Genomic DNA, 26384 nt, shown 5'->3' with positions numbered 1-26384 from the left:
GCTCACTCCGCCAGTTCGACGAGTCCGGCGGCGCCCGCCGCGCTCCCGTTCCCGTCGGTCAGGTCGATGTCGTCGACGATCCGGCCGTCGCTGACCGTCAGGACCCGCTCGGCCGCGCTCGCCACCCGGGCGTCATGGGTGACCAGGACGATCGTCTGGCCTCGCGCGTGGAACTCGCTCAGCAGGTTGACCACCTCACGTGTGCCCCGGCTGTCGAGGCTGCCCGTCGGTTCGTCGGCCAGCAGCAGGTCGGGCCGGTTCACCAGCGCCCGCGCCAGCGCCACCCGCTGCTGCTCACCGCCGGACAGATCGCCCGGCAGACTGTCCCGTTTGCCGTCCAGCCCGAGCCTGACGAGCAGTTCGCGTACATCGGACCGGCCGGAGCGGGCGCCGCGCCCCGCGAGCAGCGCGGGCATCTCGACGTTGTCGGCGACGGTCAGGGTGGACACCAGATTGAAGAACTGGAAGACGATACCCAGCCGACGGCGGCGCAGCACGGCCCAGCGGGCCTCGCTCAGCCCGTCGACGCGCCGTCCCGCCAGCCGGATCGTGCCGCTGTCGGGCCGCTCCAGACCGCCCAGCAGATGCAGCAGCGTCGACTTGCCCGCCCCTGAGGTACCGGTGATCGCCACGAACTGCCCGCGCGCCACGTCGAGATCGATGCCCCGCACCGCGTGCACGGGACCCCCGTCCCCGGAATGACTCTTCGTCAGACCGCGTACGGAGAGCAGCGGACCGTCGCCCTCGTGGGTCGGCGGGGTGTCCGGGCCGTCCGCGGCGGTGGGGTCGGCACTCATTCGAGTTCCTCCTGGCAGCGCTCCAGCCAGTCGAGATCGGCCTGGAGATGCAGTGACGCCCCCTCGGCCAGGAGCCGGGCGATCCGGCCGGTGGGCTCGCCGTCCCCGCGCTCCAGCCGGGACAGGGCCCGCATCAGGGTGAGGTAGTGGCGCCGCTGCTTGTTGATGAGGTTGATCTGGTCGGCCGCACCGGTGAGATGGGCGAGAGCGAGCTTCATGAAGAAGTCGTCGCGCACCCGCGGGGTCTCCGAGGGCGTCTCGTACCAGGCGTCGACCGCTTCCCGGCCGGCCGCCGTGATCTCGTAGATCTTCTTGTCGGGCCGGTCCGACTGGCTCACATGCTTCCCCTCGATGAGCCCCGCCTGCTCCAGCCTGCCGAGTGTGACGTAGATCTGCCCGATGTTCGGCTGAGGGTACGCCCCGCCCAGAAGTTTCTCCAGAGCCTGTTTCAGCTCGTAACCGTGGGCGGGACCACCGGCGAGCAGCGCCAGCAGGTGAAGACGCACGGTGCCGGGTCCCTCCTAGGACAACAGGGCGGACGCTCCGCCGCGAACCGCCGGTTCGTATCTCGACACGTACGGTCGGACAACGATCCGTGCCGATGGGTGTCGCACCGTTCCGCAGGTATACATGATGCCTGGTGCGGCACTCGGAAGGACGTGACCGTCATGGGAGGACCGCTCCCGGGCGGCCGGGGGAGGGCGGGAAGCGATGCGCGGCGTCGGTGACGACCTGGTTCGGCGGCTCCGCCTGACCGGGCGGGCGGCCCTGGCCACGGCACTGCTGCTGACCGCGCTGACCGCGTCCGGCGCCGAACGGGACCCGGTCGGCGCCGCGTCCGACGGGCGGGGCCCGCTGACCATGGTCACCGGCCGCGACCTGACCCGCTACCTCCACCGCGTCCTCGACGACTGGAACCGGGCACGCCCCGCCGAGCGGGTCGAACTCGTCGAACTGCCCGAGGCCGCCGACGAGGTCCACGCCCAGATGCGGGACAGCCTGCGCGCGGGCAGCACCCGTTTCGACGTCCTGAACATCGACGTGGCGTGGACCGCGGAGTTCGCCGGGCACGGCTGGATCGCCCCCCTCGACCGCTCCGCACTGCCCCTCGACTCCCTGCTGCCGCCCGTCCTGGACACCGGCACCTACCGGGGCCGCCTGTACGCGGCGCCGTATGTCACCAACGCGGGCCTGCTCTACTACCGCAAGGACATCCTCGCCCGGGAAGGGCTCGGCCCGCCGCGCACCTGGGACGAACTCGCCGACCAGGCCGCCACCCTGTCCGCCGAGTACGGCATGCAGGGCTACGCGGGCCAGCTCCTGCCGTACGAGGGGCTGACGGTGAACGTCACCGAGGCGATCCAGTCGGCGGGCGGCTCGCTCACCGGACCCGACGGTGAGATCACGGTGGCCTCGCCCGCGGCCCTCGAAGGACTCCGGTTCCTCACCGACGGGCTGCGCGAGGGCTGGATACCCGAACAGGCCCTGACCTACAAGGAGGAGACCTCACGGCTGGCGTTCCAGTCCGGTGAGCTGTTGTTCCTGCGGAACTGGCCCTATGTGTACGCACTGGCCTCCGCGCCCGGCTCCCCGGTCGCCGGCAAGGTCGGGGCGGTGCCGCTGCCCGGCCGGGACGGCCCCGGCGCGGGCGTCCTCGGCGGCTCCAACCTCGCCGTCAACGCCCGCTCCCCGCACCCGCGTTCCGCCGCCGACCTGCTCGCCCACCTCCTCGGTGAGAAGGCGCAGCGGCAGGTGCTCACGGAAGGCGCGCTGCCACCGGTACGCGCCTCGCTGTACAGCGACCCCGCGCTGGTACGACGCTTCCCGTATCTGCCGGAACTGGCGCGCGGCGTACGGTCGGCCCGGGTGCGGCTCACCAGCGTCCACTACGAGCAGGTCAGTCTGGCCGTGGCCGCCGTGACGCACGGCGCGTTGACCCAGCGGGTCCCGCCCGAGGAAGCCCTGCTCCGGCTCGACCGGGAACTCGGCGACATCCTCGGCCGCTGACCCGTCCGCCCCTCGCGTCCCGCCGTCCCCTTCGTGACGATCACTTAGTTACATGTTAAGTAGCCTTCCTTCGGAACGCCTTCCGGCGGCCGTACGCCGCCGACCTGCGAGGACGCCCGTCGATCTTCCTCGCGTGAAGGATTTCAAGCGGGCTCTTCCGCAAGGGAGTCGAGCCGTCCGGGCTTGACGGTGCTCCGCGACGGGTACCTAACATGTAGGTAGGCCGCTCCGAGGCGGTTCCTCACCGCGGACCGTGGGGAGCCGGGCCCGAGGCCCGAACGGAGGACGACCGGATGCTGACCATCGAGCAGCCCCGCACCACGGCAGCGCCCCGCGGCAGGCCCCGGGCCCCGCGCGGCGGCGCGGGCCCACTCGTGGTGATCGTCTCGCCGGACATCGAGGCCAGCGTCGCCTGGGCCAAGCGACTGCACCGCGCGGGCCCGCCGCGCTTCGTCGTCCGCCGCTGGGGCGACCAGCGCGGCTACGAGTATCTGCGCCGCGCCCCCGGAGTGCTCGCCCTGCTCGACACCCCGCGCCCCGAGCCCACCGCCGAACTCGTCCGCCGCGTACGCGCGTTACGGCTGCTCGCCCCGGTCGCCGTGTCCACCCCGGGCCGGGTCGACTGCGCCGCGCTGCTCGCCGCCGGAGCGGTCAACGTCCTGTGCAGGAACACCGCGGAGAGCGCGATCGCCGCCCGGATCGAGGCGGACCTGCGCTGGCTGCGGCGCGCCCCCGGACCCGCGCGGGGCCGAGGGGGCGAACCGCTGCGGCCCTACCGCAGCCAGTCGCTGCTGCTGGAGATCCTGCTCGGCGCCCGCTCCCCGCTCTGCTGCCACGATCTGCGCTGGCTGCTCGGGGACCCGTCCCGCCCGATGAGTCTGCGCGCGCTGCGCGCCCGGGTCGAGCGGCTCGCCCCGCACCTCGCCCGCCAGGGCCTGGAGTGCCGCCGCAACGTCCGCTGGGGCGCCGACACCTTCACCCTGCACCGGCTGGGCGGACCCCGCTTCGAGGACCCGGCCGCACCGCTCGGCTCAGGCGTCCGGACCGACGCCGCGTAACGTCGGCGCGCCCAGCGCGAGAGTCACCGCGCAGACCACACCCACCGCGCCGTACACCAGGAACGCGCCCGCCGGGGACATCAGCAGGGCCACCCCGCCCGCCACCGCCCCGCCGACCGCGACCCCCGTCGTGATCTGCGCCGTCCACAGCGCCGCGACCCGCCCCCGGAACCGGTCCGGGGTGTGCCGCTGCACCAGCGCGTACCGCAGCACGTCACCGGCGACCCGGCCCGCCCCGAACAGCGCCAGACCGGCGACCGCGAGGACCACCCCGCCCGCGAGCCCCGTGACGGCGAGCCCCGCCCCGGACACCAGCAGCGCGCCGATCGCCACCGCCCCGGGCCGCCGGACCCGCCCGGTCCAGCCGCTGGTCAGCGAGGTCAGCAAGGCCCCCGCCGCCGGGGCCGCGTACAGCACCCCCAGGGCGCCGGGCCCGATACCGAGTACCCGGCTCCCGTACTCCGGCAGCAGGACATGCCAGCCGGACAGCACCATCGCGGCGAGCCCGACCAGCAGCGTGGGCCCCACGATCCGGTCCCGGACGGCGAACCGGGTGCCCGCCACGACCGCCCTGGCGGCCGTCTCACCGGGCACCGCCCCGGGTGGCGGCAGCGGCGGCAGCCTGCTGAGGGCGGCCGTGGTGACGACCGCGAGGGCCGCGCACACCGCGTAGTTGCCCCAGAACCCGGTGGCCGTCACCAGCAGCCCGCCGAGGGCGGGGGCCGCGACCGACCCGAGATCGACGGTCACCGCCATCAGCGCACCCGCCGCCGCCAGCCGGTCCTTCGGCACCAGGCTCGGTGTCGCCGCCATCAGCGCCGTCCCCGACACCCCGTCCGCGATGCCCTCGGCCATCCCGCACACATGGATGACCCATAACCGCGGCTCCGGTGCCGCCGCGTTCACGGCGAGGACGGCGAACACCACCCCCACGGACGCCCGCGCCACCACGATGACCCGGCCCCGGTCGAAGCGGTCCGCGAGCACCCCGCCGAGCAGGGTGCCCGTGAACGCCGCCGCGCCCACCGCCACGGTGACCGTCGCGACCCGCGCCGTCGAGCCGGTCAGCGCGTACACCTGGAGCGGCACCGCCACCAGCGCGAAACCGATCCCGAACACCGCGACCGTCCGGCCCACGAACACCGCGCGGAAGCCGCGTCCGCGCAGCGGTGTCAGATCCAGGGTGAGACGGCCCATCAGGACGCGATCTTCTTCAGCGCCGGACCGAGCCGCGCCAGCAGTTCACCGGTGACCGCGGGGTTCGGACCCAGCAGCATGGCCGCCTCGTTGATCTCCAGGAAGTTCAGGTTCCCGCTCTTCGTCAGATCGAGCCCGGACACCAGGGGCCGCTTCACGAAGGCACCGCGCTCCTTCGCGCCGTACACCCCGAAGAAGGCGACATCCGCGCTGTCCAGCAGATCCAGCCGCTCCGGCGCGATCGCCGTGGAACCGCCCAGGGTGACGGGCAGCGCCGCGAGTTCCTTCGGCAGCCGCATCCCCAGCGCCCCGAAGAACGCCACCGTGGGCCCGCCGGGCGCCACCACCGCGTACACCGTGCCGTCGTACTGCTGACCGAACGCGTACTCCTTGCCCTTCAGCCCCGGATGCTCCTTCGCGAAACCGGCGAGAGCCGCCCGGGAGGAGGCGATCAGCTCCGCCGCCTTCTCCTTCTTCCCGAGCGCCGCCCCGATCAGTGTCGTCAACTCGTCGCCGGAGTCGTGCAGGAGCTTCTCCTTGTACGAGATCACCGGCGCGAACTCCGACAGCTTGTCGTACGCGTTGCCGAACGCGGGCTGCGCCGTCGTCATCAGGATCAGATCGGGGTCCAGCGCGGCGATCTTCTCCAGATTCGGGTTCAGCGAGTCCAGCGTGACGATGTCCGACGCGAACGCGGGCTTCACCCCCGGCCAGTTGCCGTCCGGCGAGGAGGTGTTGCGGGCGGCGCCGACCACCGGGGCGTCCAGCGCGGCGGCTATCTGGGCGTCCGCGAAGCCGAGGACGACGACCCGCTCGGGCTTGCTGGGCACGGTCACCGTCCCCTGCGCGTGGGTCACCGTCACCGGGAACGCGCCGGAGCCCTCGGCCTGCTGCCCCGACTGCTTCGACACCGTGGGCGACCCGCCACCCCCGCAGCCGGACAGGGCCAGCCCCGTCACAGCGGCCAGCGCGGCGGCGACGAGGGTACGGGGGAGTCTGGGCATGGCGGTTCCTCGATCTCTTGCGTGTGCGTGTGCGGGTGCGTGTACTGAGCTGACAGGGTCGGGCCGGGACCGGCCCCTGGAACGCGGGTCAGGCGCCCTGCCGGGCCTGGGCCTCGGCGAGATCCGCCAGGGCCTCCGTCCGGTCGGCCGCGTCCTCGGCGGTCGGCGCGTCGTCCTGGGCGAGCCGCAGCCGCCAGTAGCCGGTGAAGGCGACCTGACGTTTGTCGATGCCCCGCTCGTTCACCAGATGACGGCGGACCGCGCGCACCGCCGACGCCTCCCCGGCCACCCAGGCGAAGACCTCACCGGACGGGAACGGGGCCGCGCGCAACGCGTCCACCAGTGCCGTGGACCGGCCCGGCGCGACCGGACCCCGGTGCAGCCAGTGCGTCTCCACCAGACCCGCGCTCGTCCAGCCCTGCTCCTCACCGGGCCCCGCGACCTCCGCGAAGACCAGCGCCCGCGCGCCCGGTTCCAGCGACTCGACGAGGGCCCCGATGGCCGGCAGCGCCGTCTCGTCACCGGCGAACAGCCGCCAGTCCGGGGCATCCGCTCTGCGCAGGGTGCTGGCCGCAGGGCCGACCAGCCCCACCACCGCGCCGGGCCGCGCCGTGAACGCCCAGCGGGACGCGGGGCCTTCGCCGCCGCCCGGCCCGTGCAGCGCGAAGTCCACATCGATCTCCCGCCGACCCGGCCGGTGGTGGCGCACCGAGTAGGTCCGCATCCAGGGCCGTTCGGGCTCGGGGATCGCCAGATACCGCTGGTACCAGGTGGCGACGTCCCCGTCGGCGGGCGGCGGCGGCACCCGGGGCACCCCGCCGTCCCGGGCGAAGAACAGCTTGATCTGCTGGTCCGGGGCGAGCGGCACGAAGTCCGCCAGCCCCTCCCCGCTGAGCGTGATCCTCCGCATGGCCGGGGTGACATCGGCCACGGCGGTCACCCGCAGCTCGGCGTAGATCATGACAGTGCACCTTCCTCTTCCAGGGGATCGGGCTGTTCCACAGGGCCCAGCCGCCAGCCCTCGGCCGCGGACCGGGTCCGCCACATCCGGGCGTACCGCCCGTCGAGAGCCAGCAGTTCGTCGTGCGTACCGCGTTCCACCACCCGGCCCGCGGGGTCGTCACCGAGGACGACGATCTGGTCGGCGGACGCGATGGTGTGCAGCTGATGGGCGACCACCAGCAGCGTCGCGCGGCCCGCGAGCCCCGCCACCCAGCGCGCGACGATCCGTTCGTTGACCGGGTCCAGCGCGGACGTCGCCTCGTCGAGGAGCACCACCCGCCCCTGACGCAGCGCGGCCCGCGCCAGCGCCACCCGCTGCCGCTCACCGCCCGACAGCGCCACGCCCCGGTCCCCGACCGGGGTGTCCCAGCCGCGCGGCAGCCGCGCCACCATCTCGTCCACCCCGGCCAGCGCGGCGGCCCGCGCCAACTGCTCCGCGTCGGCGTCCGGCCGCCCCGCGAGCACGTTCTCCCGTACGGTGCCCTCGGTGAGCGCCACGTCCTGGAGCACCACCGACAACGCCCCGTACAGCGTGTCCGGCGCCAGGTCGCGTACATCGGTGCCGCCGACGAGAACCTGTCCGGTGTCCGGGTCGGCGAACCGGGCCGCCAGCCGCAGCGCGGTCGTCTTGCCCGCGCCCGACGGCCCCACCAGCGCCGTCGTCGTCCCCGCTGGGACCCGCAGGGTGAACCCGTCCAGGACGCTCCGCTCCCCGTGGGCGAGACCGACGGCCCGGAACTCCAGATCGAGTCCGCCGTCCGGCAGCCCGAGCGGCTCGTCCGGCACGGGCAGCGGCCCGGCCGCCAGCAACTCACCGATCCGCGCCACCTGCTTACGGCCCGAGCGCATGTCCCGCGCCACGTCCCCGAGGGCCGAGACCGGCTCCGCGAACCGCACCGCCAGCACCAGCAGCGCCACCAGCAGCGCGCTGTCCGACGGCTCACGCAGCAGCAGCCACGCCACCGCCGCGACCACCGCGCCGACCGCGAGATGCACGGCCACCCCGAAACCGACCCGGGCCGTGATCTCCCGCCGCACATCGGCCCGCCGCGCCGCCCCCGCCGCGTCCAGCGCGTCGGTCAGCAGAGCCCGGCCCAGCCCCTCGTTGCCCGACGCCCGCAAGGTGGCCTGCGCCTCGGCGAACTCCACCACCCGCGCCGACGCCTCGGCGTCCGCCGCGTGGGTCCGCTCCTCGACCCGGTCCACCACGGCCGTCGTCCGCCGGTGCACCGCGTACAGCAGCGGCGCGGTCAGCAGCATCACCAGAGCGGGCCGCCAGTCCACCAGCGCCGCCACCCCCAGCACCACGGCCGGGGTCACCACCCCGCCCACCAGCGAGATGAACTGGTACGGCACCCCGCGCCCGGCGCCGATGGCCCCGGCCGTGACGATCTGCGGCAGCGCCGCCGACCGGCGCGCCGTGAACCAGTCGACGGGCAGTACGGCCAGATGCGAGACGAGCCGCCGCTGGAGCGCGTGGATCGTCCCGATCGCGGTCGCCGCGCCCCAGGTGATCTGACGTCGGCGTGCCAGCATCGTCAGGACGGTCACTCCCGCGAGCACGGCCAGCCAGCGGCCGGCCCCGGCCGTGTCGCCGCGCAGCAGCGCCGCGAGGACCGGCAGCGCGAGCCCGTACGACAGGCCCTCCAGCAGTGCCAGGACGGTGATCCGCGCCAGCTGGCGGCGGTTGGCCCGGACGGTCCGCGCGTCGAGGACGGCGAACAGGTCGCGGATCACCGGGTCACCCCGCCCGTGGCGGCGGCGGACGCGGGACGGCCGGCCGCGGGGACCGGCCCGGCCGGCGGATCGCCCTCAAGAGCCCGCCACAGCTCCCGGTACACCCCACCGCGCGCGAGGAGTTCCGCGTGGCGGCCCCGCTGGACGATCCGGCCCCGGTCCAGGACGACGATCTGATCGGCGCGGGTCACCGTCGACAGCCGGTGGGCGACCACCAGGACCGTACGCCCGGCCGCCAGCCGGGACAGCGCCGTCTGGATCGCCGCCTCCGACTCGGGGTCCACATGCGCGGTCGGCTCGTCGAGCACCAGCACCGGCGGATCGGCGAGCAGCGCCCGCGCGATCGCGACCCGCTGCCGCTCCCCGCCGGACAGCCGCGCGTCCTCACCGGCCACCGAGTCATAGCCCCGGGGCAGCGCGAGAATCCGCTCATGGACACCCGCCGCGCGGGCCGCCGCGGCCACCGCCGCGTCGGTGGCGTCCGGCACGGCGAGCCGGATGTTGTCCCGCAGCGAGGTCCGCAGCAGGACCGAGTCCTGGAGCACGAACCCCACCCGCCGGTAGAGGGTGTGGCCCGCGAGGTCCCGCAGATCGACCCCGCCGAGCCGCACCGACCCGGTGTCCGGGTCGTGGAACCGGGCGACGAGGGCCGCCAGGGTCGACTTGCCCGCGCCGGACGGACCGACCAGGGCGGTCATCGTCCCCGGCGCCAGTGCGAGGTCCACCCCCTCCAGCACCGGCGTGCCCGGCTCGTGCGCGAACCCCACCCCCGTCAGTTCCACCCGGTGGCCGTCCGGTTCGCGGGGCGCGCCGCTCTCCGGCAGCGTCGGCAGATCGAGGATCGCGCGCAGCCGCCCGGCCGCCGCGTACGCGAGCCGCAGCGAACTGCCCGTCTCCGCGATCCGGTGCACCCCGGACACGGTCACGGCGAGCAGCAGGAACGGCAGCAGATCCACGGCTGCGGCCCACCCGGTGGCCACGAACCAGGTGCCGACGGCCAGCACCAGCGTCAGGGTGACGACCGGCGAGATCAGGGCGTTCGCCCGCGCCCCGCGCGATTCCTGTTCGGCGACCGCGATCCGCAGCCCGTCGCGCAACCGGTCGGCCGCGCGAAGCGCCGCCGCCTCGGGACGCCGCGCCCCCGGGCCGCCGAGCACCCGCAGCGTGGGCAGATCCCGTACCAGCGCGGTGACCGCGCCGCTCACCGCGAGCATCCCCAGCGGCACCAGCCGCATCCGCTCCTCGGACCCGGACAGCGCCCGGACGTACAGGACGAACGACGCGCCGACGGGGACGGCCACCACCAGCGCGAGCCGCCAGTCCGCGCACAGCAGCCAGCCGTACGCCGCGACCGGCGCGACCACCGACGCGGCGACGTCGAGCCTGCCGTGCGCGATGGCCGGATGCAGATCCCCCACGTCGTTGTGGAGCGCGTCCAGGCCCCGGCCCGCCGCCCCGGAGGTGAACCAGCCGAGCGGCACCCGCGACAGATGGTCCGCGATCCGCCGCCTTACCGAGTCGGCGACCACGAGATCCGCCCGGTGGCTGATCGCGTACGCCGCCAGCCGTACCGCGCAGGCGACCACGGCGCTCGCCACGACGACCGCGACCCAGGCCCAGATCCGCTGCCGGGTCGCCCGGCCGTCGAGGGCCGCCTCCGCGATCGCCCAGATCCCGAGGAACGGCACCAGCCCGACGGCGGTCGCCACCCCCTGGAGCGCCACCGCGGCCCGCAGCCGTCCCGCCACCGGCGCGGTCAGTTCGGCGAACGCCTCCTTGCCGGCCCCGCCGCGGACCGCTCCGGCCCGGCGCAGCGCACCGCTCACCGCGTGCAGCACGGCGCCCCCTCTCGTGAAGTTAGGGGCACCTTACTTAATGGTGAAGCCAATTCGCAATTGTGTCCGGCCGGTACCGGCCGTCATCGGGCCGCGCCCGCCCGGGACATGACGATCACGGCGCTGACGTGCGACGGCCGGTTCGGCGCGGGCGCCCGGCGGGCGATACCCTCGCGTGGTGCCGTCCGAGACCTCCCCGCGCCCCGGCCGCCGACCCGGCCCCAAACCCCGCCTCAGCCGGGAGAAGATCATCGGAGCCGCCGTCGAACTCGGCATCGAACAGGTCTCCGTGCAGGCTGTCGCCACCGCCCTGAACGCCGCCCCGGCGAGCCTCTATCGCTATGTCGACAGTCTGGACGACCTGATCGGCGCCGCGCTGGAGACCGTCTTCCGGGCCGCGCCGCTGCCCTCGCCCGTACTCGGCTGGCGCCGCTATCTGGAGACCGAGGCGGCCACCCGCTTCGAGCTGCTGATCCGCTACGCCGGGCTCGTTCCCGAGCACCACACCGGACTCGTCGGCGCCGCCACCCTCCGCTTCGAACGCCTGGTCCGCGATCTGACCGGTCTCGGATTCACCCTCGACGAGGCGGTGCTCGCCGTGGACGCGGTCGTCGACCTCATCCACGACGGCGCCACCCAGACCCTCCGGCTCCGCGACCCCGCCGACCCGGAACGCCGCTCCACCGCCATCACCGACTCGCTCGCCCTGTACACCCCCGAGGTACGCGGCGCCGTCGAACGCATCGCGAGCGCGCCCCGGGAGCATCTGTGGCGCAAGCTGGATGTCGTGCTCGACGGGCTGGCGGTACGTCTGGGCACCGGCGCCGACGCGGGGCCCTGAGGCCGGAGGGCGGGACCGGGTAGGCGGGTGCCGGTGGCCGGTGGCCGGTGGCCGGTGGCGGGTAGCCGGTGGCGGGTGGCCGGTGGTCGGTGCCGGGTGCCGGGTGTCCGGGGGAACCCTCAGCGGGCGGGATCACCCCGCCGTGAACTCCCATCGCCCCTGCGGCACCCGGAACACCTGGAACCCCCGTTCCACCCGTACCCACCGCGCGTCGGGGTGCGCCGACACGGCCACCGTCCCCGGACCCGGACCCACCGGCACATGCACCTCCGCCGTCGCCCCCACCGGCACCCGCACACTCATCCGGAACGGCTCCGCACCGGACCCGCCCGACCACTCCACACCCGCCTCACCCCGTACCGTCCGGATCGAGGTCCGGGCCCACTCCACCCCCGCGCGCCCGTCCGGCCGCACCACGAAGGAGCCGTACCCCGCGTCCCCGGGGCGCAGCCCGGCCACGTTCTCGTACAGCCACTGCGCCACCGTCCCCTGGAAGTAGTGGGCGCGGGAGCGTGAATCGGCCTGCCACATCTCCCACATGGTGTCCGCGCCCCGCTCGAACCAGTACCCCCAACTCGGGTACGTCCGCCGGGTCGCGAGGGTGTGCGCGACCTCCGGATGCCCCCGCTCGCTGAGCTGCGGCAGCAGGACGCTGGTGCCGAGCGCGCCCGTGTCGAGATGGCCGCCCCGGGCCGCGATGTCCGCGACCAGCGACGCGGTCACCGACTCCCGGGCGTGCGGGGGCACCAGACCGAACGCCAGCGGGACGCAGTTGCTGGTCTGCCGGTAGCCCGGGTCACGGTCCGTGCGGTAGTGGCCGGCCGGGCCGAGGAAGGCCGCGTTGAACGCCTCCCGCAGCTCATGGGCGGTGCGCCGGTAGCGGGCCGCTGTCGCGTCCTGGTCCGGGGCGTCCAGATCGTCCACCAGACCGGCGAGTTCGGCGGTGGCGAGCAGCGCCCGGTACAGATAGGCCGTCGCCGTCAGCCGGGTGTCCTCCGGCGGATTGCCCCCGTACCCGGGCGCGAGATAGTCGCCCAGTTCGGTGACGGCGAGCCCGTCGCGCAGCCGGGCGATCTCCCAGTCGAGGTAGCGCGTCACCGGCCTCCAGTGCTCCCGCACCGCCCGCTCGTCGCCGTACACCCGGTACATCTCCCGCACCAGGAAGGGGTACACCGTCGTCCACTCCGGCGACGGCGCCAGATCCTCGTACCCCCAGCCCCCGCTCGGCACGATCACCGGGAGCTGCCCGTCGGGACGCTGACTGTCCCGCAGGTCCCCGAGCCACTTCGCCAGCAGCCGGTGCGTGCCGAACGCGTACGTCATCACCGGTACGCCGAGCTGCGCGTCGCCGGTCCAGCCGTTCTTCTCGTACATCGGGGTGTCGGTCGGGATGCCGTGCAGATTGCTGCGGACCGTCCGCCGCATCGCCCGGTCCAGCTGTTCGTAGAACTCCTCCGAGCAGCGGAACCCGCTCACCTCCGCGACCGGGGTGCGCACCTCGCGCCCCACGACCGACCACCGGCCCCGCAGCGCGGGCACCCCGCTCACCTCGACGTACCGGAAGCCCTTGTAGGAGAAGCGCGGCTCCCACACCTCGTCGCCGCCCGTTCCCGCGCACACGTACTCGTCCCGCTGGAACCGCCCCGGCACATGCTCGGTCTCGGCGAACACCGTGCCGTCGTCGTGGAGTTTCTCGCCGTACGTCAGCCGCACCACGGTCCCGGCCGGGGCCCGGACCGTGAGCCGGGACCAGCCCGCGAGGGTGCGGCCCAGATCGACGACGTGACTCCCTCCGGGTGTCTCCCGTACGGCCACGGGCTCCACGGTCCCGGTCACCTCGATCGGCTCGTGCGGCTGCGCCCGTACGGTCCCCAGGGGGGCGCGGCGCCGCCCGGCGGGCGACCACGCGCTGTCGTCGTAGCCCGGCAGCGACCATCCGCCGGGCGCGAGCCGCGCGTCGTACGTCTCCCCGGCGTAGAGGCAGTCCGTGCGCGTGGGGCCCTCGGTGATCCGCCAGGACCCGTCCGTGGCGACCAGGGTCCGGGTGCCGTCGGGGTGGTCGATCTCCAGCTGGGCGAGCAGCCGGGGTTCGCCGTGCCACGGGGGCCGGTGCCAGTTCCAGACGTTCGGTGTCGTCATCCCGAAGAAGCCCCGCCCGAGGGTGACCCCGATGGCGTTGCCGCCCGGACGGATCAGCCCGGTGATGTCGTGGACCGCGTAGAGGACCGTCGCGTCGTAGTCGGTGAACCCCGGGTCGAGGACCTGTTCGCCCACCCGCCGCCCGTTGATCTCCGCCTCGTAGTAGGCCAGCCCGCTGATGTACAGCCGGGCGCGGGTCACCGGCGCCCCGACCGTGAACTCCCGGCGCAGCAGCGGCGCCGGACGGGCCGTCACCTCCCCGTCGCCGCTACCGCCCGCCGGTCCGGCCCCGATCCAGTGCCCGTGCCACCCGTCGGACGGCAGCGCGGTCTCCCACCAGCGCACCGCGCTCCACCGCGAGACCCGCCCGGCCCCGTCCCACACCCTGACCTGCCAGTGGTAGCGCGTCCGGGCCTCCAGCCCGGGACCGTCGTACGGCACCCCGAAGGTACGTTCGGACACGACCCGCCCGGAGTCCCAGACGGTCCGGAGCCCGTCCCCGAGCGCGGCGGCGGAACGGGCCACCCGCACCTGGTACGCGGACTGCCGCGCCCCCCGCTGCCCTTCGGCCGACAGCTCCCAGCCGAGCCGGGGCCGCCGCACATCCGTACCGAGCAGGTTCTCCGTGTGCTCGACGCTGGTGTTGACCACGCGCAACGGCCCGTCCGGGCCGGTGTTCTCCGATGCGGCCGGGTCCCGCGGGGAAGGGATGCCGTCGGGGTTCCGGTCATGGGCCATCGGAGATCCTCGGGGTGCGGTGAACGCGGGCGGAAGACGGCCGACGGTCGGATGAAACGTTTCATCGGCCGGGTGCCCAGCGATCCTACGCACCGGTACGAGGCCGTTCAAGGGCGGCCGGGGTGGGGGGCTGCGGGTGGGCGAGGGCGGGGTAGTCCCCGCTCCCGCGCGGCCCCCGCCCAGGCGGATCCCCCGCGCCATGTCACGGCTCGGCCCCGGGAGCCGTCCCGCCCCGTACCCACCGGGGGCGGGGGTAGCCATACTGGACGGGCCCGGGGAGGGCACTGAGCGGTGACGACGGGGGCGACGACGGGAGATGACCGACACCAGACTGATCCAGGGCCGCTACCGGCTGCTCGATGTGATCGGGCGGGGCGGCATGGGCGAGGTGTGGCGGGCCAAGGACGAGTCGCTGGGCCGGGGAGTGGCCGTGAAGTGCCTCAAACCGCTCGGACCGCAGCACGACGAGTCACTGGTACGGGTGCTCAGGGAGCGGTTCCGGCGTGAGGCGCGGGTCGCCGCCGGGCTCCAGCACCGCGGCGTCACTGTCGTCCATGACTTCGGTGAGTCCGACGGGGTGCTGTTCCTCGTGATGGAACTCCTGGAGGGACGCAACCTCAGCCAGCTCCTGGAGGACAACAAACAGCGTCCGCTGCCCGTCGACGACGTCGTCGACATCGCGGAACAGGTGTCGTCGGCCCTCGCGTACACCCATGAACAGGGCATCGTGCACCGGGACCTCAAGCCCGCCAACATCATGCGGCTGGCCGACGGCACCGTGAAGATCTGCGACTTCGGCATCGCCCGCTTCGGCCACGACGTCGGCTTCACCTCACGGCTCACCGGTACCGGCGTCGCCATGGGCACCCCGCACTACATGTCCCCCGAGCAGATCGGCGGCTCCGAGGTCGACCAGCGCAGTGACCTGTACTCGTTCGGCTGCGTCCTCTACGAGATCGCCACCGGCGCACCGCCGTTCGACCTCGACGACGCCTGGGCCGTGCTCGTCGGCCACCGGGACACCCCGCCCCGGCCACCGCGCCGGCACCGCGCCGAACTGCCCGGCTACTTCGAGACGATCGTCCTGGACCTCCTCGCGAAGGAACCCGCCGGACGCCCCCGCGACGCCCGCGAACTGGGCCGCAGACTCACCGCGGGCCGCGCCCTGGCCCACCGCCCGCCCATACCGGCCGCGTCCCACGGCGGTCCGGACACCCCGCGCGGGACCAGGCTGCCGGCCTGGACCCGGGGCATGACCACCGGCCGCAAGGCCACCGTCGGCCCCGTACGGGCCACCGTGCCCGATCCGGCCGCCGGACTGACGGGGGAGTGGACACCCCGCGCGGACAGCCGCCGCACCGGACCCGTCCTCGCGCCCGAACGGCCGGCCCCCGCCCCGGAGACCGTCGCCGTCCTGGTCTCCCGGCACAACGCCGGACTGAGCCTCGGCCGGCTCGGACGCTGGACCGAGGCCGGTGAGGTGCACCGGGCGGTCGCCGCCGAACGCGAGCACGCGCTCGGTCCCGACCACCCCGACACCCTCGCCAGCCGCTACGAGGTCGCGTTCACCCTCAGCCGCACCGGCCGCGCCACCGACGCGCTGCGTGCCTACGGCGAGGTCGCCGAGGGCCGCGAACGCGTTCTCGGCCCCGGGCATCCCGACACGCTCGCCGCCCGGCAGGAGACCGCGTACGTCCTCGGGCAGCTCGGCCGCCACTTCGAGGCCCATCAGGTGTACACGGCCGTCCTCGCCGACCGGGAACGCACCATGGGCGCCGACCACCCCGACACCCTGCGCTGCCGCCACAACCTCGCCTTCAACCTCAGCCGCCTCGGACGGCTGGAGGACTCCCACCGGATCGCCCGCGAGGTCGCGGCCGCACGCGCCCGGGTCCTCGGCGCCGACCACCCGGACACCCTGGTCACCCGCTACGAGGTCGCCTACGCGCTCGGCCAGCTCGGCCGCTGGCAGGAGGCGCTGGACACCTATCGCGAGGTCGCGCAGGCCCGCGCCCGCTCCCTGGGCGCCGACCATCCCGACACCCTCGCCGCCCGCTACGAGGTGGGGATCAGCCTCGGCCGCCTCGGGCACAGCGCCCTGGCCCTGGAGCTGTACCGGGCCCTGGCCGCCGACCGGGCCCGGGTCCAGGGCGCCGCCGACCCCGAGACCCTGCGGGCCCGGCACGGCCTCGGCGTCAACCTCGGCCGCCTCGGCCGCTGGGACGAGGCACTCACCGAGGCACGCGAGGTGTGCGCCGCCCGGGAACACGTCCTCGGCGCACACCATCCGGACACCCTGGTCAGCCGCCGGGAGGTCGCCGTGGGGCTCGGCTGGCTCGGCCGCTGGGAGGACGCCCTCGTCGAGTACCGCGCGGTGGCCGCCGCCCGGGACGAGGTCCTCGGACCCGGCCACCCCGACACCCTCGCCAGCCGCAACGACGAGGCCCACTGCCTCGAACAGCTCGGACGGGGCGCGGAGGCCGTCGAGCTCTACCGCCGGGTCGCCGCACTGCGCCACGGCACCACCGGCTGACCCCGGCCCGCACGGCGCTCCTCACGGCACCACCCGCTGCCCCCCGGCTCGGACGGCGCCCAAGGCACCACCCGCTGCCCCCCGGACCGGACAGCGACCGGGCGGCCACGGACACTGGCCGCCCGGCCGCACGCGTGTTACGAAGGACCATGCCCGCTCCTGCCTCGTACGACGCCGTGATCGTCGGCGGTGGACACAACGGCCTCACCGCCGCCGCCTATCTCGCCCGCGCGGGGCGCCGCGTCCTCGTCCTGGAACGACTGGCCGTCACCGGCGGCGCGGCCGTGTCCGCCCGCCCGTTCCCGGGGGTCGACGCCCGGCTGTCGCGCTACTCGTACCTGGTGAGCCTGCTGCCGCGGAAGATCGTCGACGATCTGGGGCTGCGGTTCGCGGTCCGGGAGCGGTCCGTTTCCTCGTACACCCCCGCCGAACGCGGCGGCCGGGCCACCGGGCTGCTCGTCGGCGGCGGATGGGCCCGCACCCGCGCCTCGTTCGAGCGGCTCACCGGGGGCGGACGCGAGTACGCGGCGTGGGAGGAGTTCCAGGCGCTGACCGGGCGGGTCGCGCGGCGCGTCTTCCCGACCCTCACCGAACCGCTGCCCACCCGCGCGGAGCTGCGCCGCCGGATCGACGACGACACCGCCTGGCGCGCCCTGTTCGAGGAACCGATCGGGGCCGCCGTCGAGGAGCGCTTCCACGACGACCTGGTGCGCGGGGTGGTGCTGACGGACGCGCTGATCGGGACGTTCGCGGACGCCCATGACCCGTCACTGCGGCAGAACGCGTGCTTCCTGTACCACGTGATCGGCGGCGGCACCGGCGACTGGAACGTGCCCGTCGGCGGGATGGGCGCCCTCACCGACGCCCTCGCGGACGCGGCCCGCGCCGCCGGGGCGGAGATCCGCACCGGACACGAGGTCACCCGGATCACCCCCGGCACCCGCGCCGCCGAGGTGGAGTTCCGCACAGGAACCGGCGACGACACGGGACGGGTGGGCGCGCGGCACGTCCTCGTCAACGCGTCGCCCGAAGCGCTCGCCGCGCTCCTCGACGAGGAACATCCCGAGCCCGCCGAAGGCGCCCAGTTCAAGGTGAACATGCTGCTGACCCGGCTGCCCCGGCTGCGGGACACCACCGTGGACCCCCGCGAGGCGTTCGCCGGGACGTTCCACGTCGCCGAGGGGTACGACGCGCTGGCGACCGCGTACGCCGAGGCCGCGGCGGGCTCGGTGCCCTCCGCACCGCCGTCGGAGATCTACTGCCACTCCCTGACCGACCCCACGATCCTCGCGCCCGACCTGGTCCGCCGCGGCTACCAGACCCTCACCCTCTTCGGACTGCACACCCCCGCGCGGCTGTTCCGCGCGGACAACACCGCGACCCGCGCCGAGGTGCTCGCCGCGACCCTCGCCCAACTCGACGCCCATCTCGCGGAACCGCTCGCGGACTGTCTCGCCACCGACGCGGACGGACGTCCCTGCGTCGAGGCGAGGACCCCGCTCGACCTGGAGGCCGAGCTGCGGCTGCCCGGCGGCAACATCTTCCACCGCGACCTCGCCTTCCCCTACGCGCGGGAGGGCATCGGCCGCTGGGGGGTGGAGACCGCCCATGAACCCGTCCTGCTGTGCGGCGCGGGCGCCGTCCGTGGGGGAGGGGTCAGCGGGGTGCCCGGCCACAACGCGGCCATGGCGGTCCTGGAACGCCCCGCCTGACCGCATCCTGCCGGCCCTCGTCCGACCGCACCCCGTCCGACCGGCCCCTCCTCCGCCCCGCGTCCACCGCCGCCTCGGTCCCCGGCACGCCGCCGATCCGGCGGTGCGCCGATCCGGCCGTGCGCCGATCCGGCCGTGCGCCGATCCGGCGGTGCGCCGATCCGGCCGTCCGTCGCCCCCTTCGGGCGACCATCGCGGGTCGGTCGTGCGGGCCGACACGGGCCGCCCCCGCTCAGTCGTCCGACCGGGTCCAGCCCCGTACGAGCAGCCGGGCGGCGTCGCGCGGCCGTTGTTCGTCGAACAGGCGGCGCCGACCGTCGTCCACCCGCAGCCCCGTCACGTACACCCCCCGCCCCACCGAGGCCGAGTCGGTCGTACAGCGCCAGCGCAGCAGTACCGACGCTCCGCGCCATGGGCCGAGCGGCGCGCTCACCCGGTGCCAGGCCCGGTGGGAGAAGCCGGACGCGGAGCCCTCCGGATGCTCCCGCGCGGGCGCCCCGGGGCGCTCCGTACGGAACGGCACCGGGCTCCAGGTGGCACCGTCGTCGGTGGACGCCTCCAGGAGGACGGCGTCCGCACGCGGCTCGGTGTCCCACCACAGGTCGCCGCGGAGCAGGGCCCGTTCACCGGTGGGCGTCAGCGCGGGCAGGGTCAGGGTGGCGTCGGTGCCGTGCGCCATACCGCCGTACCAGGCGGCGGTGGACCGGGGCGGACGTACCGGTACCGCGCGGGCGAGATGGTTCGCGGCGGTGGCCCGGGGCGCCGAACCGGACCGCCAGCCGCGCACCGGGTGCACCGAGTTGCCGAGGACCACCAGGAACGAGTCCGTCGTCGGGTCGAGGACCAGCGAGGTGCCGGTGAACCCGGTGTGACCGGCCGTCCGGGGCGTCGCCATCGCGCCCATGTACCAGTGCTGGTAGAGCTCGAAGCCGAGCCCGTGCTCGTCACCGGGGTGCGCGGTGTTGAAGTCGGTGAACATCAGTTCCACCGACTCCGGCCGCAGCACCCGGGTGCGTCCGTACGACCCGCCGTTCAGCAGGGTGCGGCCCAGCACGGCGAGGTCCCACGCGCAGGAGAAGACCCCCGCGTGCCCGGCGACCCCGCCGAACGCGTAGGCGTTCTCGTCATGGACCTCGCCCCACACCAGTCCCCGCTCAAGACCGGACCACGGCTTGCGGGCGTCCTCGGTCGCCGCGATCCGGGGCTTCCACTCCGCGGGCGGGTTGAACCGGGTGCGGCGCAGCCCGAGCGGCCCGGTGATCTCGTCGTGCAGCAGGACGTCCAGAGTGCGGCCGGTGAGCCGTTCCAGGATGAGCTGGAGCGTGATCAGATTGAGGTCCGAGTAGAGGTACGTGCTGCCCGGCGGGTGCAGGGGCGCCTCGTTCCACAGCCGGCGCAGCCGCGCCTCGTGGGTGGCTTCGGCGTGCAGCGGCAGCCAGGAACGCAGCCCCGAGGTATGGGTGAGGAGCTGACGTACCGTGATGTCCTGTTTCCCGGCCGCCGCGAACTCCGGCAGATACGCGGCGGCGGGCGACGCCAGTTCCAGTGCGCCCCGTTCGATCTGCTGCACGGCGAGGATCGCGGTGAACAGCTTGGAGACCGACGCCAGATCGAAGACGGTGTCCCGAGTCATCGGGATCTGCTCCTCCGGCGGGAACTCGACCCCTGTGTCGGTCCTCTCGTCGTACGCCGAGTAGCGCACCGCCATCCCGATCGGCTGGTGCAGGGCCACCGTGCCGCCGCGCCCGGCGAGCAGGACGGCCCCCGCGTACCAGGGGTGCCGGGGCGACGGCGCGAGGAACCGTTCGGCGTCGGCGACGAGTTGACGCAGATGACCGGCGAGGAGTCCGGCCCGCTCGGGGGTGCCCCGGCGCAGCGTCGGGGGTCGGGAGTCCCGGCCGGGGCCGGTGGCGGCGCGGGTGGCGCTCGCGGGTCCCGCCGCGAAGGGCACGAGCGCCAGTGCCCCGCCCAGGGCGAGGGCCCGGACCCCGAGGCCGCGTCTGCTCACGTCGCTCCCCTCCGCGCGGGGGTCCCCGCGGCTGTCGCCGGGCGGGCCGCCCGGTGGGTCGTGCGGTCGGTGGTGCGGTGGGCCGTGCGGCGGTCCCGGTGGGGGACCGGCCAACGGCTGTCGGGTGGTGCGGGGATCGCTTGCCGGGTGCCTTCCCGGATCGGCGGCCATGATCAACCCTCCTGAAAGAACCTTTCGGGATCTCGATCAACGAGGCAAGGCTGTTGCCGCTCCGGAGGTGTGTCAACCCTGCCTCACGGCGCGCCGCGCCCCGCCCGCCGCCCGCCGCCTCCCGTCGCCGGGCGCGGCGGAGCGGTTCACCGCGGGTCCCCGGCCCCGGCTGCCCAGGACCGCCCGGTGTCTCAGGCCGTCGGCGGCTGAGGGCCGGTGCCGGCACTCCCGGCGGTGCCGTTCATGTACCGCTCGACCTGCTGCTGGTTGTCGGCCAGCCGCAGGCACAGATGCCGCAGCTGTACGAGGTCGTCCGGGCTGAAGCCGCGGAAGACGGTGGCCATCGCCCGCCGGGTGGGCTGCCGGAAGGCGTCCAGCCAGTCCCGGCCCCCGGAGGTGATGGTGACGCGGACCGACCGGCGGTCGTGGGGGTCCGGCACACGCCGCGCCAGGGTGTCGCGTTCGAGGGTGTCGACCAGCCCGGTGATGTTGCGGGAGGTCACCTGGAGAGCCTGGGCGAGATCGCCCACGGTCAGGCCCTCCTCGGGCGCGTTCGAGAGCCGGACCAGGACATCGAGCGCCCCGGTGCTGAGACCACGCCCGCCCGCGCCTTGCGACCGCAGCCGCTCGATGGCGTGTGCGGCGGTGCGGACCGCCGCCGTGGCCTCCAGCGCCGCGGTGTCGTCGGAGAGGGCGAACGCGGTCATCGCGGTGCGTACTCCTGGGTTGTAGAGGAATCCTGCGTCGTCGGTGGCCAACTGCGCTGAGTTATGTACGTCGTTCATGATGAAGCAGTACGTTACTTGCTGAGTGGTGATTCCACCAGGGCAGTCATGGACCGATCGACCGCCGGGGCTGGTGCCCGGGTATCGCGGGGAGGTACACGTATCGGGGGCTCCGCTCCCCGCGCGGCCGGACGGTATGTCTCGGCAGCGGGGCGAAGCGCGCCGCAGAGGACTTCGGAAAGGGCACGGACATGGACGAGGCGACCCGCGCGACACCGACGGCCGACCGGACGGCACAGGCACAGGGGCAGGCGCAGGCACACGGGCAGGTACACACACCGGCGCCGGACAGCGGACGCGACAGCACCGTCGACGGAGTGCTGCGACGCAGTGCGCGACGCACCCCCGACCGCCCGGCGCTGCACTACCGCGACCGCACCTGGTCCTACGCGGCGCTGGACGACGCCGTGTCCCGCGCGGCGGCCGTCCTGCGCGCCACCGGACTGCGGCCGGGGGACCGGGTCGCCGCCTACGGGCACAACTCGGACGCCTACCTCATCGGATTCCTCGCCGCGGCCCGCGCCGGACTCGTCCACGTACCCGTCAACCACCAGCTGACCGGCGCCGACCTCACCTACCTCCTCGAACAGTCGGGCAGCGGCCTGGTACTCACCGACCCCGCGCTGGCCGACCGGCTGCCCGACGGCACCCGGACCCTGCCGCTGCGGGACAGCGACGACTCCCTGCTCGCCGCCCTCGCCACCACGGAGCCCTTCACCGGACCCGGGCCCGCCGCGGAGGATCTCGTCCAGCTCCTCTACACCTCCGGCACCACGGCCCTGCCCAAGGGCGCGATGATGACCCACCGGGCCCTGCTCCACGCCTATATGAGCGCGATCCACGCCCTGGACCTGCGCGCCACCGACCGGCCGGTGCACGCCCTGCCGCTCTACCACTCGGCGCAGACCCATGTGTTCCTGCTGCCCTACCTCGCCGTCGGCGCCGAGAACCGGCTCATCGACCGGCCGGACGCCGACACGATCCTCGACCTCGTCGAGAGCGGACACGCGGACAGCCTGTTCGCCCCGCCCACGGTCTGGGTCGCGCTGTCCGCCCGCCCCGACTTCGCCACCCGCGACCTCGGCGGACTGCGCAAGGCGTACTACGGCGCGTCCGTCATGCCGGTGCCCGTGCTGGAACGGCTCCGGGCCCGGCTCCCCGGCCTCGCCTTCTACAACTGCTTCGGCCAGAGCGAGATCGGCCCCCTCGCGACCGTCCTCGGACCGGACGAGCACGAAGGACGGATGGACTCCTGCGGACGGCCCGTGCTGTTCGTCGAGGCCCGGGTCGTCGACGAGGACGGCCGGGACGTCCCCGACGGCACCCCCGGCGAGGTGGTCTACCGCTCACCGCAACTGTGCGAGGGGTACTGGGGCAAACCCGAGGAGACCGCCGAGGCGTTCCGCGACGGCTGGTTCCGCTCGGGCGACCTCGCCGTCCGGGACGACGAGGGCCGGCTCACTGTCGTGGACCGGGTGAAGGACGTCATCAACTCCGGTGGCGTACTGATCGCCTCCCGCCAGGTGGAGGACGCCCTGTATCTGCACCCGGCCGTCGCGGACGCGGCCGTGATCGGGCTCCCCGACGCGCGCTGGATCGAGGCCGTCACCGCCGTCGTGGTCCGCCACCCGGGCTCCGAGGTCACCGAGGACGAGCTGCTCGCCCACGCCAAGGACGCCCTGCCCGCCTTCAAGGCCCCCAAGCGCGTCGTCTTCACGGACACCCTCCCCCGCAACGCGAGCGGCAAGGTCCTCAAGCGGGAACTGCGCGACCTTTACGGGGCGTAGCCGTCGGTGCGGGTGCGGGTGCGGGTGCGGGTGCGGGTGCGGGTGCGGGTGCGGGGCCGTCACAGGTCCGACCGGGGGCTGTCATGAGTCGTCCGTACCGACCCGACCGACCCGACCGACCCGCGCCGGGGCTGGTCAGAGCTGGTCAGGTCGGCCGGGTGGAAAACCAGTGGCACACGCCAAGTGCCGCGCATAGCTTGTCCGCTCGTGACCGATGATCCGAAACGCTCGACGGGCGGCTCCTCCACGGCGTCCCCCGAACCCTCCGGCAAGGCCCCCGCCGGGGGGACCGTGCCGGACCGGCCCGCCCCCGCCGAAGGGCTGTTCTCGCGGGAGTACGCCGCCGCGACCTCCCTGTTCGCGGCGGTGATGTTCCTGACCGGACTCGCCGCCCTCGCGGTGGTGCCCACACTGCCGACGGCCGCGCGGGACCTCGACGGGGTGTCCCTCTTCCCGCTGGTCGCGGGCTGTTTCGTCGCCGCGAGCCTGCTCGGCGGGGTCCTCGGCGGACACTGGGCGGACAGGGCCGGGGCACACCGCCCGCTGGCCCTCGGCATGGCACTGGCGGTGGTCACCCTGCTGGTGTCCGGGGCCAGCACCTCGATCTGGCAGCTGGCGGCCGGCCGCTTCCTCGACGGACTCGCCGCCGGGATGGTCGCGGTGGCCATCAACACCGCCATCGGCCAGGCCTATCCGGACCGGCTGCGGCCGCGCGCGCTCGCGCTGATGAGCACCTGCTGGATCGTCCCTTCCCTGGTCGGACCGCCGCTCGCGGGACTCGTGGCGGAGACCTGGTCCTGGCGCGCGGTGTTCCTCGGACTCGCCGCGCTCACCCTCGTCCCCGCCCTCGCCGTGGTGGCTTTGCTGCGCGGCCCGTCCTGGCGGACCGCGTCCGCCCCGCCGCCCGACGGCGCGCCCCGCCCCGCGCTGCTGGTCGCCGCCGCCGTGAGCGTCGGCGCCGCACTGGGTCAGTACGGCGTCTCCGGCTGGGACGCGCGGCATCTGCTGTTCACCGTCGGCGGCCTCGTCCTGCTGGTGGCGTTCGCGCCCCGGCTGCTGCCCCGGGGCACCTGGCGGGCCGTCCGCGGTCTCCCCGCCACGGTGCTGCTGTGCGGTCTGGGCTCGGGGGTGTTCTTCACCCTGGAGGCCCTCGTCCCGCTGTTCCTCGTCACCGAACGCGAGGTGCCGCCCCTGGTGATCGGCCTCGCCTTCACCGGCGCCGCCCTCGCCTGGGCCGCCTCGTCGGCGGTACAGGGACGGCTGCTGGAACGCGCCCCGCGCCACCGGCTCGTCGTCGCCGGGGCCCTGGTGCAAGGCGTGGCGGTAGCCGTCGCGGCCGTCGGAACGCTGCCCGGGGCGCCCGATCCGGTCGCCGCGTCGGCGATGGTCGTCGCCGCCGTCGGCATGGGCATGTACGCCCCGTCCCTGACCGTGCTGGCGCTGTCCCACAGCCCACGCGGCCGTCAGGGCTACGCCAGCAGCTCGATGCAGACCAGTCAGAACCTCGGACAGGTGACGGTACTGGCCCTCGGCTCCGGTGTGTTCAACGCCTTCCTCGGGGCCGGGTCCAGCGGCCACGGGGGCTACCGCGCCGCGTTCGTGCTGCTGCTCGTCCCCTGCGCCGTGGCCGCGCTGCTCGCCGTCCGCACCCGCGCGGCCTGAACGGAGCCCGCGGTCCCCGGGGCCCCGCGCGTCAACCCCTGTTCGCGGACGGCCGTACGGCTGCGCCGAGCGCGGAGCGGGGTACCGGACCAGGCGCGACCCGGTTACGTTGCGGATCATGGACGACGCGACCATCCACGACACGGTGCCGCCCGGCACACCGATCACCGTACGGGCGGGCGGCGTTGCGCTCGCCTACCGGACCTGGGGCGATCCGGCCGCGCCTCCGGTCCTGCTGCTGCACTGCCGGGGCGCCGACGGCGGCGACTGGGCCGAGGTGGCCACCGCCCTCGCGGTGCGGCACCGGGTCCTCGCCCCCGATCTGCCCGGGCACGGCCGCAGCGAATGGTCCGGCGGGTACACGTACGAGGCGATGCGTGATGACGTGGGTGCCTTCCTCGACGCGCTCGGGATCGGCCGGACCGCCGTGATCGGCCACAGCCTGGGCGGCGCGGTGGCGTATCTGCTGGCCCAGCGCGAGCCCGGCCGGGTAAGCCGCCTGGTGCTGGAGGACGTCCCCGCGCCGATCCCGCTGGACCCGCCGCGCCCACCCGCCGAACGCCCCGGCGGGGAGCTGCCGTACGACTGGGAGATGATCCTGGCCACCGACCGGCAGCGCAACACGCCGGGCGCGGACTGGTGGGACGGGATGGCGCGGATCACCGCGCCCACCCTGCTCATAGGCGGTGGCCCGGCCAGCTTCATCCCGCAGGACCAGATCCTCGTCCTCGCCGGACTCGTCCCGGACGCCCGGGTGGTGACCATCGACGCGGGGCATCTCGTGCACCGGGAACGCCCTGGTGACTTCCTCGCCGTGGTGGAGCCGTTCCTCGCGTCCTGACCACGCAGGGCACGCCCCCCTCGCGCCCACCGCGCACGGAATCGGCCCGCGAACGGAACGCGAACGGCCCGCGGACGGAAACAGTCCCCGCCGCCGTGCCCGCGATCGGTTCCCGGCCCCGGACCGCTCGCTAGGCTGACCGCCGACGACGAACCGGGAGGAGCACGGACGTGGCCGACAGCACCACCCAGCACTATCCGCTCAGGGGCGGGGAGACACCGGAACTGGATCTGAGCGAAGCCGACTGGCGGTCGAGCAGCCGTGGACGCGGGGACGTCCAGATCGCCTTCGTCGAGGGATTCATCGCGATGCGCAACAGCCGTCGCCCCGGCAGCCCCTCGCTGATCTTCACCCCGGCCGAGTGGGGGGCCTTCGTGCTGAACGCCCGCGAGGGCGAGTTCGACCTGACCTGATCCCGCAGGGACCACTCCGATTCCCGGTACGGACACCTCCTGGCCTACGAGGACGCTCGGACCTGCGGGAACGCTCGGGCCCGCGCGTACGGGCCCGAGCGCGGGGCGCTGCGCCCG

At 74.4% G+C, this 26384-nt stretch carries 19 protein-coding genes; 9 read left to right on the top strand and 10 right to left on the bottom strand.

Going from position 1 to position 26384, the window contains the following annotated elements:
* Window positions 1-2: 2 nt before the first annotated feature.
* Entirely contained in the window at window positions 3-797 is a 795-nt protein-coding gene (locus AB852_RS10625) for an ABC transporter ATP-binding protein (protein ID WP_073786375.1), read from the bottom strand.
* A complete protein-coding gene (locus AB852_RS10620; RefSeq protein ID WP_073786373.1) occupies window positions 794-1303 on the bottom strand; it encodes a PadR family transcriptional regulator in 510 nt (169 codons plus the stop codon). The genes AB852_RS10625 and AB852_RS10620 overlap by 4 nt, the downstream gene beginning before the upstream one ends.
* Window positions 1304-1508: 205 nt before the next feature.
* Between AB852_RS10620 and AB852_RS10615 the strand changes: the two genes are divergently transcribed.
* Together AB852_RS10615 and AB852_RS10610 are read left to right on the top strand one after the other, a co-directional pair.
* Window positions 1509-2804, top strand: coding sequence for an ABC transporter substrate-binding protein (locus AB852_RS10615; protein WP_073786371.1), 1296 nt, complete (start codon window positions 1509-1511; stop codon window positions 2802-2804).
* 293 nt (window positions 2805-3097) lie between these two features.
* On the top strand, window positions 3098-3862 hold the full coding sequence (locus AB852_RS10610) for a hypothetical protein (RefSeq protein ID WP_073786369.1): 765 nt from the start codon (window positions 3098-3100) through the stop codon (window positions 3860-3862).
* Here the strand turns inward: AB852_RS10610 and entS are convergent.
* The 5 genes from entS to AB852_RS10585 form a co-directional block, all read right to left on the bottom strand.
* Complete coding sequence (gene entS / locus AB852_RS10605) at window positions 3836-5059, bottom strand: enterobactin transporter EntS (protein ID WP_073786367.1); 1224 nt, start codon at window positions 5057-5059, stop codon at window positions 3836-3838. The genes AB852_RS10610 and entS overlap by 27 nt on opposite strands.
* On the bottom strand, window positions 5059-6063 hold the full coding sequence (locus tag AB852_RS10600; protein ID WP_073786365.1) for an ABC transporter substrate-binding protein: 1005 nt from the start codon (window positions 6061-6063) through the stop codon (window positions 5059-5061). Before AB852_RS10600 ends, entS begins: the two co-directional genes overlap by 1 nt.
* Window positions 6064-6151: 88 nt before the next feature.
* Entirely contained in the window at window positions 6152-7024 is an 873-nt protein-coding gene (locus tag AB852_RS10595) for a siderophore-interacting protein (protein WP_073786363.1), read from the bottom strand.
* Window positions 7021-8802, bottom strand: a complete 1782-nt coding sequence (locus AB852_RS10590) for an ABC transporter ATP-binding protein (RefSeq protein ID WP_073786361.1) — start codon at window positions 8800-8802, stop codon at window positions 7021-7023. Before AB852_RS10590 ends, AB852_RS10595 begins: the two co-directional genes overlap by 4 nt.
* Window positions 8799-10640, bottom strand: coding sequence for an ABC transporter ATP-binding protein (locus AB852_RS10585; RefSeq protein ID WP_073786358.1), 1842 nt, complete (start codon window positions 10638-10640; stop codon window positions 8799-8801). Before AB852_RS10585 ends, AB852_RS10590 begins: the two co-directional genes overlap by 4 nt.
* 175 nt (window positions 10641-10815) lie before the next feature.
* Here AB852_RS10585 and AB852_RS10580 point away from each other — a divergent pair, with 175 nt between their 5' ends.
* Entirely contained in the window at window positions 10816-11478 is a 663-nt protein-coding gene (locus AB852_RS10580) for a TetR/AcrR family transcriptional regulator (RefSeq protein WP_178390980.1), read from the top strand.
* 132 nt (window positions 11479-11610) lie between these two features.
* Here the strand turns inward: AB852_RS10580 and AB852_RS10575 are convergent, their stop codons facing one another.
* Window positions 11611-14355: an alpha-L-rhamnosidase gene (locus AB852_RS10575; RefSeq protein ID WP_073786354.1), complete on the bottom strand. Its 2745-nt coding sequence runs from the start codon at window positions 14353-14355 to the stop codon at window positions 11611-11613.
* Window positions 14356-14671: 316 nt separating this feature from the next.
* Between AB852_RS10575 and AB852_RS10570 the strand changes: the two genes are divergently transcribed.
* Window positions 14672-16888, top strand: a complete 2217-nt coding sequence (locus AB852_RS10570; RefSeq protein ID WP_073786352.1) for a serine/threonine-protein kinase — start codon at window positions 14672-14674, stop codon at window positions 16886-16888.
* Between the two features lie 149 nt (window positions 16889-17037).
* Window positions 17038-18600, top strand: coding sequence for a phytoene desaturase family protein (locus tag AB852_RS10565; RefSeq protein ID WP_073786350.1), 1563 nt, complete (start codon window positions 17038-17040; stop codon window positions 18598-18600).
* Between the two features lie 232 nt (window positions 18601-18832).
* On the opposite strand, the gene AB852_RS10560 is transcribed toward AB852_RS10565, so the two are convergent.
* Both AB852_RS10560 and AB852_RS10555 read right to left on the bottom strand, forming a co-directional pair.
* Window positions 18833-20608, bottom strand: coding sequence for a serine hydrolase domain-containing protein (locus AB852_RS10560; protein WP_073786348.1), 1776 nt, complete (start codon window positions 20606-20608; stop codon window positions 18833-18835).
* A 362-nt stretch (window positions 20609-20970) separates the two neighbouring features.
* Window positions 20971-21564 (bottom strand): MarR family winged helix-turn-helix transcriptional regulator, encoded by a 594-nt coding sequence (locus tag AB852_RS10555; protein WP_073786346.1) that lies wholly within the window; start codon window positions 21562-21564, stop codon window positions 20971-20973.
* A gap of 191 nt (window positions 21565-21755) precedes the next feature.
* Between AB852_RS10555 and AB852_RS10550 the strand changes: the two genes are divergently transcribed.
* From AB852_RS10550 to AB852_RS10535, 4 genes are all read left to right on the top strand, one after another.
* Window positions 21756-23351, top strand: a complete 1596-nt coding sequence (locus tag AB852_RS10550; protein ID WP_079184496.1) for a fatty acyl-CoA synthetase — start codon at window positions 21756-21758, stop codon at window positions 23349-23351.
* 369 nt (window positions 23352-23720) lie between these two features.
* Window positions 23721-25013, top strand: a complete 1293-nt coding sequence (locus AB852_RS10545) for an MFS transporter (RefSeq protein ID WP_079184495.1) — start codon at window positions 23721-23723, stop codon at window positions 25011-25013.
* A 118-nt stretch (window positions 25014-25131) separates the two neighbouring features.
* Window positions 25132-25854: an alpha/beta fold hydrolase gene (locus AB852_RS10540; protein WP_073786344.1), complete on the top strand. Its 723-nt coding sequence runs from the start codon at window positions 25132-25134 to the stop codon at window positions 25852-25854.
* 170 nt (window positions 25855-26024) lie between these two features.
* The gene (locus tag AB852_RS10535) at window positions 26025-26267 is read left to right on the top strand and encodes a DUF397 domain-containing protein (RefSeq protein ID WP_073786342.1); all 243 of its coding nucleotides are present in this window, start codon (window positions 26025-26027) and stop codon (window positions 26265-26267) included.
* Window positions 26268-26384 lie beyond the last annotated feature (117 nt).

The organism is Streptomyces uncialis (genome assembly GCF_001905345.1).
Lineage (GTDB): Bacteria > Actinomycetota > Actinomycetes > Streptomycetales > Streptomycetaceae > Streptomyces > Streptomyces uncialis.
This window is presented reverse-complemented; position numbering and strand designations above follow the sequence as displayed.